Below are 12,962 nucleotides of genomic sequence, written 5' to 3' on the forward strand. Positions count from 1 at the left end.
GGAAACTGGCATGCGTGGTTCGGAGGGAGGTCGCTCGGAAAAGGGTCTGCAAATGGCAGATACCTCGCCGGGCGGCCAACCCTATGGCAATCCTTGTCTTTGAAGGTGTTGAGTTGCTGACCACGACCCCGGGCGCTTGCTAGCGTCGCGGGGTCTTCGTCGAATGGAGTTGTGGGTTTGGCAAGAAGAGTAGAGCACACGTGGAGCGCAGGCGAACTTTTCTGCGAACCCGTCGGAAAAAACTTCATGCTCTCGGTATCGTCACAGGTCAGGGCCATGGGGAAAAGGCGTGGCCCCATTTCACTGTCTCGCCAGAACTATCCCTTTCGACCGAATGGGGGCATATTTTCCGGCCTGTGTGAAACGCGCCGAGTGTACGGTCTTTCCAGGACCCCGAGTCCGCCCCGACCCGTGTGCGGGTCAGGCCCGGTGCTCCCAGGAACCAGCCCCGGATCGGACGACGCACACACCGCGCTGCGCATCGACATCCACCGTGAACGCGTCCAGAGGGGGCCAGTCCGCCTCGTCCAGCGCCGCATAGGCTGCCGTGAAGGTCTTCAGTGCCGTGGTCCCACCGCCGCCGGTGACCGAGGCGTCCGGCCAGATCCACGCCCAGCTCCGGGCGTCCCCCACGGCGACCAGCCTCGCCCGTCCGTCCTTCCACGGTCGTCCGCCCACGGCGACGTGGATGCCGGGGCAGGCCAGCATGAGCCGGGTGAGCAGGTCGCGGCCGATCAGGTCGTCCGACCCCAGAGGGAACCGGGCTGTGGTCTCGGCGGCCTGACCGACTCCGGGGAAGGAGGGCCCGCCCTGGCGCTGGGTGCGGTCCCGCATGAACGCCGCGTCACGCACCACGGGACCCGTGGCACTGGCCTGGCCCGTCTTGCGCAGGGCCGCGATCGGGGTCGGTCCGCCTTCGGGGTAGGGGGCCCAGGGCACGACGAGCGTCGAACCGCCGTCGAGACAGACCAGCCACGCGAGGGGGAGGCGGCGGACGGCGCACGTGGCGATGACCGCGTCGAAGACCGAGCCGGGCGGCGGCTGTGTGCCGTGGACGACGTCCACCCGGGTTCCGGCGAGCACCCTACGGGCACGAGCGGCCACGTCCGGGTCGATCTCCAGCGACGTGACCGAACCGGTTGGACCGACCAGGGAATCCAGGATGGCGGCGTTCCATCCGGTTCCCGTGCCGATCTCCAGCACCCGCATCCCGGGAGAGACGCTCGCCGCCTCGATCATGTCCGCCATCACCTGGGGTGCCGAGGACGACGAAGAGGGGGTGTTGACCAGGCCGCTTCCCCCGTCGTTGGCCTGGGTGACGACGAAGCCGTCCGAGTAGACGCACTCCGCCCAGCGCTGCGGATTCCGCCTGCGGGGGAGTGGAAGCCCCTGGACATCCGGCCAGATGAGGTCGGGGATGAAATGGTGGCGGGGATGGCCGGCGAACGCCGCGCGAATGGTGTCGGTGGTGTCCAGGCGTTCGACGAGCCGGGTGTGCAGGTCGTCCAGGTCCGTCACTTCTCTCCCGTTCCGTTGCAGTCGCCGCAGGTGACGACCTCCTTGTCGGACCAGGGGCCCGATCCGTCCCCACCGGCGACGATCGTTCCCTCACCCTTGCATGCCGCGCACGTGGCCATGCGTCGTTCCTCTCTCAGGACGGGGGCGCTCGGTGTCTACCCCGCGTGCGGATGCGATCTCGTGGTGTGTCCGAAGCGGTCACGGGTGCGGGGTACGTCGGTCTTCCGGCTTGGCGTCGCCCATCGGGTTGCGTGCGGCGTCAACCAGCGCCTGATTGGCCTCGCTGTGCCGCATCCCGTACTGGCGGGTGAGGTGGGTGTGGCAGACGTGCCAGCTTCCGGCCACGTCGCCCACGCGCCAGACTCCGTGTCCCAGATAAGAGACCACGGGGTCACCGGCGAGCACCGTCCACCACCACCAACTGACCGGCCGGATAGCGGTACCACGCGGCCCCGAGACGGAGGTTCACGAAGGCGGGGTCCGGGTCGGGCTCCACGGCGGTGACCACGCGGAGGCGCCCGGCCCCGACGAGCACGATGTCATGGCGGCGAAGTTCGCGGGCGGCCTTGCGAGTCCAGGTCTGCATGAGACCAGGTCACACCTTCACTACGGTGTGCATCGACCTGGTGACCAGTTCACGTGCCCCGCCTAGAGTCACCGCATGAGCGCGCAGGATTTCTGCAAGCTGTTGAAGGAGGCCCGCAGGAACGCGGGAATCACACAAGACGCCCTCGGTCGGATCGTCGGTGTGGTCGGCGGCACGGTCAGTCGCTGGGAGAACGGCGAGAATCTGCCGGATCGGGACGTCGCCGAGGCCCTTGACCGTGCGCTCAAGTGCAACGGGCGTCTGATCAGGGCGTGGCAGTACGAAGCCACGGGTTCGATCATCCCCCACTGGAGACGCCCGTTGGAGCAGCTCCGCAGGGCGTCCCACACCATCGAGGCCGTTGTCCCGAACGCGGTTCCCGACTTGCTGCAAGCCGTCTCCTACGCCCGGATGATGCTGGAAGAAGCGATGTATCCCGGCACGGACGAGGAGATCCAACGGGTCGCCGAACGCCAGGCCTCGCAGTACGACCTACTGAGGTCGAACGGCAACCCGTGGGTCGTGGCCGTGTTCCCCGTGTACGCGTTGACGTGCCTGCCCGACGGGGTCCGCCGTGACCAGGTGAACCGCCTGCTTTCCTTGACCGGTGCGGCCCGTGTGCGGGTGCACCTCATCCCCGAGGACACCCCCGTCTCCCTCGTCGCGCCCGTGGTCCTGTTCCATCAGAGGGATGGGGGAACGGTCGCTGCGGGCGAACACGTACGCGGGCTTGAGGTCTACGACGAGCCGACCGATATCGAACGTCTTGCGGGTCAGGCCAAGAGGATGCTCGGGGCGGCACTGCCCATGATCCAATCGAGAACCCTCATGGAAGGAATGTTGAAGTGAAGCCCGGAGAATGGCACAAGTCGAGTTACAGCCCCACCCAGGGGCATGACTGCGTCGAGGTCCGAGAGCACGAGGCGGGTGCGGACGTGCGCGACACCAAGCACCGCGAGGCTGGGCACCTGCCGTTCGACGCCCGCGAGTGGGCGGCGCTGCTGGCGTCCGTGACGCGGTAGGACCCGGTACGTGGGGATCCCGGAAAGGAAATGTGTTCGGGATCCCCGCGTAGGTGTGTACCCATCGGACTATTCGTCGCTCTGCAACTCGGTCTACCGTGCCGACGACGAGATGTACGTCAACGCCCACATCTACGGTGTGAACGCCTACGGTAACCCGCTGTTCCACCTGTACAGGAAGACCGACAGCGGTCTGTTCGACGCCTACGCCGAGAGCGTCGACGCCGTGTGGCGCACTGCCCGTCCCCTCCAGGAGTGATTCCGATGGCCCGAACCGAGTTCTACGACGATCAGGCGGCTCCAACGCCGAACAGCCTGGTGGTGGCGGCCAGCGCCGCGGTGTTCGACGGCTCCGGTCGCCTGCTGTTGCAGCGGCGGGCCGACAACGGGCTGTGGGCGATGCCCGGTGGCGGAATGGAGATGACCGAGAGCCTGCCGGACACGGCCGTGCGGGAGGTGAAGGAGGAGACGGGATACGACGTACGTGTCACCGGGCTGGTGGGCACGTACACGGATCCCCGGCACATCATCGCCTACAGCGACGGCGAGGTGCGCCGTCAGTTCAATGTCTGCTTCCGGGCCGTGGTGGTGGGCGGCGGGCTCCGGGTGAGCGCCGAGTCCCACGAGGTCCGCTGGTTCGGGCTGGAGGAAATGGGCGGGCTGGACATGCACCGCACTCAGCGGCTGCGGGTGGAACACGCACTCAGGAACGGGCCGCCGCACCTCGGTTGAGGGTGACGGGCGGGCTTGCGTGGAGATGGTTGACTGGCGTCGTGGACACCACTGACCCGGCACCGACACCGCCTCCGTCCGGCCCGCCTCCCCCCGACGACCCGCTCGCGGCGGCGTTCGCCCCGCCCGAGGGGACGTCCTGGCTGCGCGTGTCGCCCGCCCTGGCCCTGTACCGCAGGCTGGTGGTCGGCTCGCTGTGCCTGGTCGGAGGGACGGCCGCCGCGATCCTGTCGTACGTGTGGTTCGGACCCGTGTGGGCCGCCGCCGTGGCGGCCCTGACCCTCGTCGCCCTCGCGGCCGGATGGCTGCTGGCGGGGCGGTTCCAGCGGTCGTGGGGGTACGTGGAGGGCCCCGGGGAGCTCTACCTGACCTACGGCGTGGTCCTGCGCCAGCTCGTGGTGGTCCCCTACGGCCGGATGCAGGTCGTCGACGTGACCGCGGACCTCCTGGAGCAGGCCCTGGGCATCGCGACCGTGCGGCTGCGCACCGCGGCGAGCACGGCCGACACCCGGGTGGTGGGGCTTCCGCTGGCCGAGGCGGTGGGGATGCGCGACCGGCTCGCGGCGCGCAGCGAGAGCTTCTCGACGGGGCTGTAGTGGACGGATCGACCCAGTACCCGCGGCCCGGACAGCCGCCCCTCGGACACCCCCAGGGCACTGCCGGACGACCGCTGCCGCCGACGCCCCCAGGACCTCCGGGGCCGCCCGCGTCCGCGGGGCGGCCGTGGTGGGGCCCGGCCCCGCGTCCCGGCGCGGTACCGCCGGGGGTCGCCCTGATGCCGCCCACCATGGGGTACCGGCCCCCGCCGCTGTGGCGTCCCCGGCCGGAGGACGACGTCACCAGCGGGGTGTTCCGGTCGCACTGGTCGATCATCCCGATGCAGGTCTTGGCCGTCACGCTGGTGTTCGTGGCGCTCGTGGGGCCGATCCTGTTCACCTTCGGCGTCGCCTGGGTGTTCCTGCTCGCGCTCGCCGTCGTCTTCGGATCGCTCGCCTACGCGCTCCCCGCGTGGTGGTACGGCACCTTTGGCCTGCGTGAGGACCACCTGGTGGTGCACAGCGGGCTGGTGCTGCGGGGATCGCGGGAGATCCCGCTGAGCCGCCTCCAGGCGGTGGACGTGGTCCAGCCGCTGCTGATGCAGGTGTTCGGGCTGGCCGAGCTGCGCATCGAGTTGGCGGGCGGGGACCGCACCGCGATCCGTCTGCGGTGCCTGGACAAGCCGTTGGCCGAACGCCTCAGGGTGGCCGTGCTCGCGCACGCCGCCGGGCTGCCGGGCAGGTCGCCCGAAGCGCCCGAGTGGCCCTTCTACCGGCTGCCGTTCCCGTTGCTGCTCGGGGCACTGACCTTCCGGGTCCCGATCCTGCTCTCGTTCGTCGCGGTGCTCCTGCTGACGCTGATCGGACTGCTGTTCGCCGAGGCCGGGGTCGCGGGCGCGCTCATCCCGCTGGTCCTCGGCCTGATCCGCTACTTCTGGGGCCCGCTGGCGCGCTACACGGACTACTACGCGTCGCTGTCCTCCGACGGCCTGCGGCTGCGGTACGGCATGTTCCAGCGGCGGATGCAGACGGTCCCGCCGGGGCGGGTACAGGCCGTGCGCGTCGTGGAGCCCCTGCTGTGGCGGGTCCTCGGGGTGGCGCGCGTGGAGGCCAACGTGGCCGGGTACGCGGGCGCCCGCCAGGGAGACTCGGCGACGCTGCTGCCGGTGGCACCGCGACGTCTGGCGTTCTCGCTGGTGAACGAGGTGTTCGTCGGGTCGGACCCGGCGTTCGTGCCGCTGGTTCGGGACGGACGGTGGGCGCCGCGGCTGACAGGCGCGGACGAGCACCTGTTCGTCACCGTGCGCGGCCCGTTCTGCCGGGTGACGGACATCGTTCCCGTGGAGCGGATGCAGACCCTGAGGTTGACGGCGGGGCCGCTGGCGCGCTTCACCGGCCGGGTGGCCGTGGACGTGGACACGCCGCCGGGGCCGGCGGACGGTCGGGCCGCGGGGCGGACGGCGGCGGAGGGCCGCCGTCTCCTGGACGCGCTGGTGGTGGCCGCGCACAGGGCACGGGTCCCCGAGGCGGGTACCGAGCGGTGGGCGACGCGGTCGACGGAGGGACCGGCCGAGGGGGCCGTGGACACTCCCGGGGAGTGAGTGTGGGATGAGTCACATATGAAGGCTGATGCCTCCGTGGTTGCGGTCGGCATGTCCGACATATCTGCTCACTCGGCGTGATAGCTCCAGGTCCTGGCCGCGCCACGCCTCGCTGATCAGGTCGTGCGCGGCGGTTGAGTATGGCTAAATGGTGTCCGAACACGGGGAGTGTTCACTGTCATACACATCGTCAATAATTTGGGTTGGTTGGCACCCCCTGTCGATCGACCTACGGGAGAAACCATGCTGAAGAAGGCTCTCGCCGCCAGCGCCATCACCGCCGCTGCCGCCAGCGTCCTGTTCACCGGCGCTCCGGCCATGGCCAACAGCAACGTGTTCACTTCGGGTAACGGCAGCATTCTCGGCGGCAACCAGCTCGTGGCCGACCTCGACATCCCGATCAACGTCTGCGGCAACGCGATCGCCGTCATCGGCGTCGCGGGCGCCAACTGCACCGGCTCCGACGCCAAGGTCATCAACTAGGCGGAGCCGGGCCGGGCCACCTGGTCGGGTCGGGGGTGTCCAGCCGGGAGACGTCCCGGGTGATCCGGTCCGACCAGGTCCAGAGCGTTCCGCTCGGGCGCCATTCCGCGAAGGCGGGGTGGCGCCCTTCGCGTCTGTCCCCACCCCTCGCGAGCGGTCGCGGAGGGCGCCCACGCGGCGCCCGCCCCCGCGTCCGGGGCTGGTCGGCGGGTCACCGGTCCAGGAGAGTTATCGTGTGCTCAGGCGTCACGGTGCGGGGGGTGACCGGACGCACGGGACCACGAAGGGGCACGACCATGGAGACGACGCAGGGCCGCCCGGCGCGGCTGCGAGTCGGCGTCATCGGACCCGGCCGGGTCGGCTCCGTCCTCGGCCAGGCCCTGGGCAGGGCCGGGCACAAGGTCGTCGCGGCCACCGCGGTCTCCGAGACCTCCAAGGCCAACGTCGCCTCCCGGCTGCCGACCGCACGGGTCCTCGACGCTCCCGAGGTCGTCGGGGCCAGCGACCTCGTCCTCGTCACGGTGCCCGACGACGCCCTGCCCGACCTCGTCGAGGGGCTCGCCGCCACCGGCGCCGCGCTGCGGGGCAAGCTCCTCGTCCACGCCAGCGGGGCGCACGGCTACGGGGTCCTGGCCCCCGCCACCATCGCCGGAGCCCTGCCGCTCGCCCTCCACCCCGCGATGACCTTCACCGGACGCGACGAGGACATCGAGCGGCTCGCCAACTGCGCGTTCGGCGTCACCGCCCCCGACCAGCTGCGCCCCATCGCCGAGGCGCTCGTGGTCGAGATGGGAGCGGAACCCGTGTGGATCACCGAGGACAAACGCACCCTCTACCACGCGGCCCTCGCCGGGGGCGCCAACCACCTGGTCACGCTCGTGGCCGACAGCGCCGCCCTGCTCGCCGCCGCCGGGGTGCCCGAGCCCGGCCGGATGCTCGCCCCCATGCTCGGCGCCGCCCTGGACAACGCACTGCGCTTCGGCATCCACGGCCTGAGCGGCCCGGTCCTGCGCGGCGACGCCGGAACCGTCGCCGGACACATCGAGCAGTTGCGCGAGAACGCCCCCGAGAGCGTCGCCAGCTACGTCGAGCTCGCCCGCCTCACCGCGGACCGGGCGATCAACGCGGGGATGCTCGACCCCGCCGACGCCGCGCGCCTGCTCGACGTCCTGCGCCGCTGAGGCCCACCGCGGCACTCGACGACACCGGACGCGTACCGGCGCCCGCGCCGAACACCACCACCACGGGAAACCACCATGACCGAACCCACGCCCCAGACCGCGCCCGCCGACCGTCCCCGCCTCGTCCACACGGCCGACGACCTGCGCCGCGTCCTCTCCGACGCCGGGCGCGTCGCCCTCGTCCCCACCATGGGCGCCCTGCACGAGGGCCACCGCAGCCTCATGCGCCTCGCCCGTGCCCACGCCGACACCGTCGTCGTGAGCGTCTTCGTCAACCCGCTCCAGTTCGGCCCGAACGAGGACTTCGACCGCTACCCGCGCACGCTCGACACGGACGCGGCGGTCTGCGCGGAGGAGGGCGTGGACGTGGTCTTCGCCCCGAGCGTGAACACGATGTACCCGTCGGAGCAGATGGTCACCGTCCAGGCCGGGCCCATGGGCGAACGCCTGGAGGGCGCCTCCCGGCCCGGGTTCTTCACCGGGGTGCTCACCGTCGTCAGCAAGCTCCTGCACCTGGTCGGCCCCGACGTGGCCGTCTTCGGTCAGAAGGACGCCCAGCAGCTCGCCGTCGTCCGCCGGATGGTCACCGACCTCAACCTCCCCGTGGAGATCGTCGGCGCCCCCACCCTGCGCGACCCCGACGGCCTGGCCACGTCGAGCAGGAACGTCTACCTGGACCAGGACGAGCGCGCCAGCGCCCTCGCCCTGTCCCGCGCCCTGAATGCCGGGCGCGGCGCCGCCGCCGACGGGCCCGACGCCGTCCGCGCCGCGGCACGGGCCGTCCTCGACGAGGCCGCCAAGGCCGCTCCGCCGGTCGAACCCGACTACCTCGCCCTGGTCGACCCCGCCACGTTCGCGGACGTCCCCGCCGGATACGCGGGCGAGGCGGTCCTCGCCGTCGCCGCCCGCGTCGGGACGACCCGGCTCATCGACAACGTGCCGGTGCGGCTTCCCCACCGCTAGGGGCGCCGCGGCGCCGTCGCCGCACGACGGCGGCCCACCCTCGGGACCGAGCCGACCCACGACCGCCCAGCCACGGTCGGCACCTGCGAAAGAGACGCACATGACCACATCCAGACAGACCCGGATCGACGCCCCCGCCCCGTCGTGGACCGTCGGCGCCGACGTCGCCGTCATCGGCTCGGGCGTCGCCGGGCTGAGCACGGCCCTGCGCTACGTCCAGCGCACCGAGCGCGGCCGCGTCGTGCTCGTCACCAAGGACCGCCTGTCCACGGGCTCCACGTCCTACGCCCAGGGCGGCATCGCCGCGGCCATGGCCCCCGGCGACGACCCCGTCGCGCACATGGTCGACACCCACCTGGCCGGGGCGGGCCTGTGCGACCCCCTCGCCGTGCACGTCCTGGCGACCGAGGGCCCCGACGCCCTGCGCTGGCTCATCGGGGCCGGCGCCGAGTTCGACCGCACCGACGGCGGAGACCTCGCCCTCACCCGGGAGGGCGGACACCGGGCCGACCGGGTCGCGCACGCCGGGGGCGACGCCACCGGGGCCGAGATCCAGCGCGCGCTCCAGGCCGCCGTCATGGCCGAGGAGCGGATCGAGGTCATCGAACACGCCCTCGCGCTGGACGTCCTGCGCGACCCCGACACCTCCGCCGTCGTCGGCGCCACCCTCCACGTGATCGGCGAGGGCGCGCGCGACGGCGTCGGCGCCGTGCTGGCTCCCGCCGTCGTCCTGGCGACCGGCGGGATGGGCCAGATCTTCGCCGCCACCACCAACCCGCCGGTGTCCACCGGGGACGGCCTCGCGCTCGCGGCGCGCGCCGGGGCGCGCCTGCGCGACCTGGAGTTCATCCAGTTCCACCCCACCGTGCTCTGGCTGGGCCCGGACGCCCGCGGCAGGCAGCCGCTCGTCTCCGAGGCGGTGCGCGGCGAGGGCGCCTTCCTGGTCGACCGACGCGGGAAGCGGATCATGGAGGGCGTCCACGAGCTGGCCGACCTCGCCCCCCGCGACGTCGTGGCCAGGACCATCGCGCGCGTCATGGCCGAGCAGGGCACCGACCACGTCCACCTGGACGCGCGCCACTTCGGCGCGCGGACCTGGGAGCGCCGCTTCCCCACGATCCTGGCGGCCTGCCGCGCGCACGGGATCGACCCCGTCACCGAGCCGATCCCCGTGTCGCCCGCCGCGCACTACGCGTCTGGCGGCGCCGAGGTCGACATCGACGGCGCCACCAGCGTTCCCGGCCTCTGGGCGGTCGGCGAGGTGGCGCGCACCGGCGTCCACGGCGCCAACCGCCTGGCCTCCAACTCCCTCCTGGAGGGGCTGGTCTACGCGGACCGGATCGCCGCCCGCCTCGCCGCCGACGCGCGCCCGATCCCGACGCGGGGCGTGTCCACCGGGGAGGTCACCCGACTCGTCGACCCGACCGCCGCCACCCGCGTGCGGGCCCTGATGTCCCGCCACGCCGGGGTCCGGCGCACCGCCGAGGGGCTGGCCGCGCTGGTCACCGAACTCGACGCGCTCACCACCCACGGCACGGACGTCCGCCCTGACACCGCCACCTGGGAGGCCGTCAACCTGCTCACCGTGGCCCGGCTGGTCGCCGCCGCCGCGCTGCACCGCACCGAGAGCCGCGGCTCGCACCAGCGCGCCGACGCCCCCGAACCCGACCCCGAGTACCGGGCGCGCCCGGTCGTCGTCCGACTGGAGGGCAGCACCCCCGTGGCCACCGACGAGGACTGGACCCCGTCCCTGCCGCCCGCGCTCGTCGCCGCGCTGGACGACATCGCGTTCCCGCTCGCGGAGGGGACCCCGGACCCGGACACCCGGGCCGAGTTCACCCTCCCCTACACCGCGCCCCACCAGTCCCATGTGGACCTCGTGCGCCGCGCCCTGGCGGAGGACCTCACCGCCGGTCCGCGCATCGACGTCACCACCGTGGCCACCATCCCCGCGGACCAGGTGCGCACCGCCCACGTCGTGGCGCGCGCCGACGGCACGGTCAGCGGCCTGCCCCTGGCCGAACTGGTCTTCTGGCTGGTCACGGACGGCGCCCTGGAGATCGCCCGCCCCGCCCGGGACGGCGACGCGGTCAAGCGCGGGGACGTGCTCATGTCCGTCACCGCCCGCACCCGCGACCTGCTCACCGCCGAACGGACGGCGCTCAACCTCCTCACGCACCTGTCGGGCATCGCGACCGCGACCCGTGCGTGGGTGGAGGCGGTGGCCGGGACGGACGCCCGGATCCGCGACAGCCGCAAGACCCGCCCCGGGCTGCGCGCGCTGGAGAAGTACGCGGTGCGCTGCGGAGGCGGCGTCAACCACCGCTACTGCCTCAGCGACGCCGGGCTGGTCAAGGACAACCACGTGGTGGCCGCGGGCGGCGTCGGCGCGGCCGTCCGCGCGATCCGCGAGCGCTTCCCCGACCTGCCCCTGGAGGTCGAGGTGGACCGGATCGACCAGATCGAGGAGGCGATCGCGGCCGGGGCCGAGGAGATCCTCCTGGACAACTTCACGGTGCCGGGGCTGCGCTCCGCCGTCGGACTCGTCGCCGGGCGCGCGCGGCTGGAGTCCTCCGGGGGGCTGACGCTCGACGTGGCCGCCGACGTCGCCGCCACGGGGGTCGACTACCTCGCGGTCGGCGCCCTCACGCATTCCAGTCCGGCACTGGATATCGCACTCGACCTGTCGTGAACGGCCCGGTTGGTGGAAGATTCCCAGAGAACACGCCACTTCGACCACGGATGAGGGTCCCCAGCATGCTGCTCGCCATCGACGTCGGCAACTCCGAGACGGTCTTCGGCCTCTTCCAGGCCGACGACCTCCTCGAACACTGGAGAGTGGGCACCGACACGCGCCGCACCGCCGACGAGTGGGCGGTGGTGCTGCGCGGGCTCATCGACGGGAGCGAGCTGGGGTCCCCGGCGGACGTGGACGGCATCGCCCTGTGCTGCTCGGTGCCGTCCGTGCAGCACGAGATGCGCGACATGTTCCGCCGCCACTTCGGGGACGTGCCCGCCGTGATCGTCGAACCGGGCGTCAAGACGGGCGTGCCGATCCGGATGGACAACCCCAAGGAGGTGGGCAGCGACCGGATCATCAACGCACTGGCCGCCAGCCACATCTACGGGGGTCCGGCGGTGGTGGTCGACTTCGGCACGGCGACCACGTTCGACGCGGTGAGCGCGAAGGGGGAGTACGTGGGCGGCGCGATCGCGCCGGGGATCGACATCTCCGTGGACGCGCTGTCGCGCAGGGGCGCCCAGCTGCACATGGTGGAGATCGTGAAGCCGCGTGCGGCGATCGCGAAGAACACCACGGAGGCGCTGCGCTCGGGGATCGTGTTCGGGTTCGCCGGACAGGTCGACGGGATCGTGGACCGGATGGTCACCGAGCTCACGGACGCCCCGGACGACGTGACCGTGATCGCCACCGGCGGGCTGGCCTCCGTGGTCGTCGGCGAGTGCGAGACCGTGGACGTGCACGACCCGTGGCTGACCCTCACCGGCCTGCGCCTGGTCTTCGAGCGCAACGTCGCCTGAACGCCGCCGTGCGGTGCGGGGGCTCCCCGCACCGCCGGTCAGTCCTTGTTGTGCCTGTGGACCCGCAGTCGCGGGAAGACCTCGGCCAGGTGGTCGAAGTCGCGGTCGCAGTGGACGAGTACCGCGTCATTGCGCAGCGCGACCGCCGCGATGAGGCAGTCGTAGAGCTTGCGGATGGTCTTGCCCTTGGTCCGTGCTTCTCGGTACAGGCTCGCCGAATAGGTGAAGTCGAGACGGTTCTCCAAGGACAATTGGATGAGCCCGCTGGTCAGGCGCTCGATGACTTGGAATTCGGCCGCGTTCCTGACCCCGCTCAGGAGCTCGGCGGCGATGGGTTCGGTCGTCGCCAGATGCGCCTCCTTCTCGATGAGTTCACGGACGAAGTCGTTGGTCTCGGACTTCGTGCCACGGAGGTATTCCACCCACGCGGAACTGTCGATCAGGTAGATCGCGGTCATACGTGGACGTCCTCGGCCCCATCCTCGAAGCCAGAGCGGCGCATCTCGTCCAGATCGCCCTCCCAGCCCATCCCTTCGAGGCCGAGGAGGAAGTCCTTGGAGAGAGGTGTGCCGGCCATGCGGCGGAGCGCGATGTCCACGGCCTCACGTTTCGTCCGGATCTGGTAACGCTCCATCACGAACGCGATCAGGTCGTCGTCGATGTCCATGTTTGTGCGACTCATACACCCAGGATACACCTGTTTCGTACGGTGATGATCTGATCGCAAGGCGTTCGCATCGTTGCGCTGGCTCCCTGCCGGACGGCCTGTGGACAGCGCCATTCGGGTGTCCGAGTGAGAG

17 protein-coding genes are annotated in these 12,962 nt (G+C 71.5%); 11 read left to right on the plus strand and 6 right to left on the minus strand.

Going from position 1 to position 12,962, the window contains the following annotated elements; genetic code table 11:
* Nucleotides 1-420: 420 nt before the first annotated feature.
* The 4 genes from ACIBFB_RS23580 to ACIBFB_RS23595 all read right to left on the minus strand — a co-directional run bounded on the left by ACIBFB_RS23580 (nucleotide 421) and on the right by ACIBFB_RS23595 (nucleotide 2,104).
* Nucleotides 421-1,518, minus strand: a complete 1,098-nt coding sequence (locus tag ACIBFB_RS23580; RefSeq protein ID WP_397233616.1) for an rRNA adenine N-6-methyltransferase family protein — start codon at nucleotides 1,516-1,518, stop codon at nucleotides 421-423.
* The gene (locus ACIBFB_RS23585) at nucleotides 1,515-1,637 is read right to left on the minus strand and encodes a hypothetical protein (RefSeq protein WP_397233618.1); all 123 of its coding nucleotides are present in this window, start codon (nucleotides 1,635-1,637) and stop codon (nucleotides 1,515-1,517) included. Before ACIBFB_RS23585 ends, ACIBFB_RS23580 begins: the two co-directional genes overlap by 4 nt.
* Before the next feature lie 79 nt (nucleotides 1,638-1,716).
* Nucleotides 1,717-1,872 (minus strand): hypothetical protein, encoded by a 156-nt coding sequence (locus tag ACIBFB_RS23590; protein WP_397233620.1) that lies wholly within the window; start codon nucleotides 1,870-1,872, stop codon nucleotides 1,717-1,719.
* 37 nt (nucleotides 1,873-1,909) lie between these two features.
* Nucleotides 1,910-2,104: a hypothetical protein gene (locus tag ACIBFB_RS23595; RefSeq protein ID WP_397233622.1), complete on the minus strand. Its 195-nt coding sequence runs from the start codon at nucleotides 2,102-2,104 to the stop codon at nucleotides 1,910-1,912.
* Between the two features lie 75 nt (nucleotides 2,105-2,179).
* On the opposite strand from ACIBFB_RS23595, the gene ACIBFB_RS23600 reads away from it, so the two are divergent.
* The 11 genes from ACIBFB_RS23600 (at nucleotide 2,180) to ACIBFB_RS23650 (ending at nucleotide 12,162) form a co-directional block, all read left to right on the plus strand.
* A complete protein-coding gene (locus ACIBFB_RS23600; protein ID WP_397233624.1) occupies nucleotides 2,180-2,953 on the plus strand; it encodes a Scr1 family TA system antitoxin-like transcriptional regulator in 774 nt (257 codons plus the stop codon).
* Nucleotides 2,950-3,126, plus strand: a complete 177-nt coding sequence (locus ACIBFB_RS23605) for a DUF397 domain-containing protein (RefSeq protein WP_397233626.1) — start codon at nucleotides 2,950-2,952, stop codon at nucleotides 3,124-3,126. The genes ACIBFB_RS23600 and ACIBFB_RS23605 overlap by 4 nt, the downstream gene beginning before the upstream one ends.
* Nucleotides 3,127-3,181: 55 nt before the next feature.
* Nucleotides 3,182-3,385, plus strand: coding sequence for a hypothetical protein (locus tag ACIBFB_RS23610; protein ID WP_397233628.1), 204 nt, complete (start codon nucleotides 3,182-3,184; stop codon nucleotides 3,383-3,385).
* 5 nt (nucleotides 3,386-3,390) lie between these two features.
* Nucleotides 3,391-3,858 (plus strand): NUDIX hydrolase, encoded by a 468-nt coding sequence (locus ACIBFB_RS23615; RefSeq protein WP_397233630.1) that lies wholly within the window; start codon nucleotides 3,391-3,393, stop codon nucleotides 3,856-3,858.
* Between the two features lie 149 nt (nucleotides 3,859-4,007).
* On the plus strand, nucleotides 4,008-4,454 hold the full coding sequence (locus ACIBFB_RS23620) for a PH domain-containing protein (protein ID WP_397233839.1): 447 nt from the start codon (nucleotides 4,008-4,010) through the stop codon (nucleotides 4,452-4,454).
* A 179-nt stretch (nucleotides 4,455-4,633) separates the two neighbouring features.
* The gene (locus ACIBFB_RS23625; RefSeq protein ID WP_397233632.1) at nucleotides 4,634-5,995 is read left to right on the plus strand and encodes a PH domain-containing protein; all 1,362 of its coding nucleotides are present in this window, start codon (nucleotides 4,634-4,636) and stop codon (nucleotides 5,993-5,995) included.
* Between the two features lie 243 nt (nucleotides 5,996-6,238).
* Nucleotides 6,239-6,478, plus strand: a complete 240-nt coding sequence (locus tag ACIBFB_RS23630) for a chaplin family protein (RefSeq protein WP_397233634.1) — start codon at nucleotides 6,239-6,241, stop codon at nucleotides 6,476-6,478.
* Between the two features lie 296 nt (nucleotides 6,479-6,774).
* Entirely contained in the window at nucleotides 6,775-7,659 is an 885-nt protein-coding gene (locus ACIBFB_RS23635) for a Rossmann-like and DUF2520 domain-containing protein (protein WP_397233636.1), read from the plus strand.
* Nucleotides 7,660-7,734: 75 nt separating this feature from the next.
* On the plus strand, nucleotides 7,735-8,622 hold the full coding sequence (gene panC, locus ACIBFB_RS23640; protein ID WP_397233638.1) for a pantoate--beta-alanine ligase: 888 nt from the start codon (nucleotides 7,735-7,737) through the stop codon (nucleotides 8,620-8,622).
* Nucleotides 8,623-8,722: 100 nt separating this feature from the next.
* Nucleotides 8,723-11,314 carry an L-aspartate oxidase gene (locus ACIBFB_RS23645; RefSeq protein WP_397233640.1) on the plus strand — a complete coding sequence of 864 codons (2,592 nt, stop codon included), beginning with the start codon at nucleotides 8,723-8,725 and terminating at the stop codon, nucleotides 11,312-11,314.
* Nucleotides 11,315-11,379: 65 nt separating this feature from the next.
* Nucleotides 11,380-12,162 (plus strand): type III pantothenate kinase, encoded by a 783-nt coding sequence (locus ACIBFB_RS23650; protein ID WP_397233642.1) that lies wholly within the window; start codon nucleotides 11,380-11,382, stop codon nucleotides 12,160-12,162.
* A gap of 38 nt (nucleotides 12,163-12,200) precedes the next feature.
* Here ACIBFB_RS23650 and ACIBFB_RS23655 read toward each other — a convergent pair whose 3' ends face one another.
* Both ACIBFB_RS23655 and ACIBFB_RS23660 read right to left on the minus strand, forming a co-directional pair.
* Nucleotides 12,201-12,620 carry a PIN domain nuclease gene (locus ACIBFB_RS23655; RefSeq protein ID WP_397233644.1) on the minus strand — a complete coding sequence of 140 codons (420 nt, stop codon included), beginning with the start codon at nucleotides 12,618-12,620 and terminating at the stop codon, nucleotides 12,201-12,203.
* Complete coding sequence (locus ACIBFB_RS23660) at nucleotides 12,617-12,829, minus strand: type II toxin-antitoxin system VapB family antitoxin (RefSeq protein ID WP_397233646.1); 213 nt, start codon at nucleotides 12,827-12,829, stop codon at nucleotides 12,617-12,619. The genes ACIBFB_RS23655 and ACIBFB_RS23660 overlap by 4 nt, the downstream gene beginning before the upstream one ends.
* Between the last annotated feature and the right edge of the window lie 133 nt (nucleotides 12,830-12,962).

The sequence above is a fragment of the Nocardiopsis sp. NPDC050513 genome, assembly GCF_044457925.1.
Taxonomy (GTDB): Bacteria; Actinomycetota; Actinomycetes; order Streptosporangiales; family Streptosporangiaceae; genus Nocardiopsis.

Excerpts from the sequence above, each read along its gene's own strand:
- ACIBFB_RS23585 (WP_397233618.1), bottom strand. The coding sequence starts at position 1,637 with ATGGCCACGTGCGCGGCATGCAAGGGTGAGGGAACGATCGTCGCCGGT.
- ACIBFB_RS23595 (WP_397233622.1), bottom strand. The coding sequence starts at position 2,104 with ATGCAGACCTGGACTCGCAAGGCCGCCCGCGAACTTCGCCGCCATGAC.
- ACIBFB_RS23600 (WP_397233624.1), top strand. The coding sequence starts at position 2,180 with ATGAGCGCGCAGGATTTCTGCAAGCTGTTGAAGGAGGCCCGCAGGAAC.
- ACIBFB_RS23615 (WP_397233630.1), top strand. The coding sequence starts at position 3,391 with ATGGCCCGAACCGAGTTCTACGACGATCAGGCGGCTCCAACGCCGAAC.
- ACIBFB_RS23625 (WP_397233632.1), top strand. The coding sequence starts at position 4,634 with ATGCCGCCCACCATGGGGTACCGGCCCCCGCCGCTGTGGCGTCCCCGG.
- ACIBFB_RS23630 (WP_397233634.1), top strand. The coding sequence starts at position 6,239 with ATGCTGAAGAAGGCTCTCGCCGCCAGCGCCATCACCGCCGCTGCCGCC.
- ACIBFB_RS23635 (WP_397233636.1), top strand. The coding sequence starts at position 6,775 with ATGGAGACGACGCAGGGCCGCCCGGCGCGGCTGCGAGTCGGCGTCATC.
- panC (WP_397233638.1), top strand. The coding sequence starts at position 7,735 with ATGACCGAACCCACGCCCCAGACCGCGCCCGCCGACCGTCCCCGCCTC.
- ACIBFB_RS23645 (WP_397233640.1), top strand. The coding sequence starts at position 8,723 with ATGACCACATCCAGACAGACCCGGATCGACGCCCCCGCCCCGTCGTGG.
- ACIBFB_RS23650 (WP_397233642.1), top strand. The coding sequence starts at position 11,380 with ATGCTGCTCGCCATCGACGTCGGCAACTCCGAGACGGTCTTCGGCCTC.
- ACIBFB_RS23655 (WP_397233644.1), bottom strand. The coding sequence starts at position 12,620 with ATGACCGCGATCTACCTGATCGACAGTTCCGCGTGGGTGGAATACCTC.
- ACIBFB_RS23660 (WP_397233646.1), bottom strand. The coding sequence starts at position 12,829 with ATGGACATCGACGACGACCTGATCGCGTTCGTGATGGAGCGTTACCAG.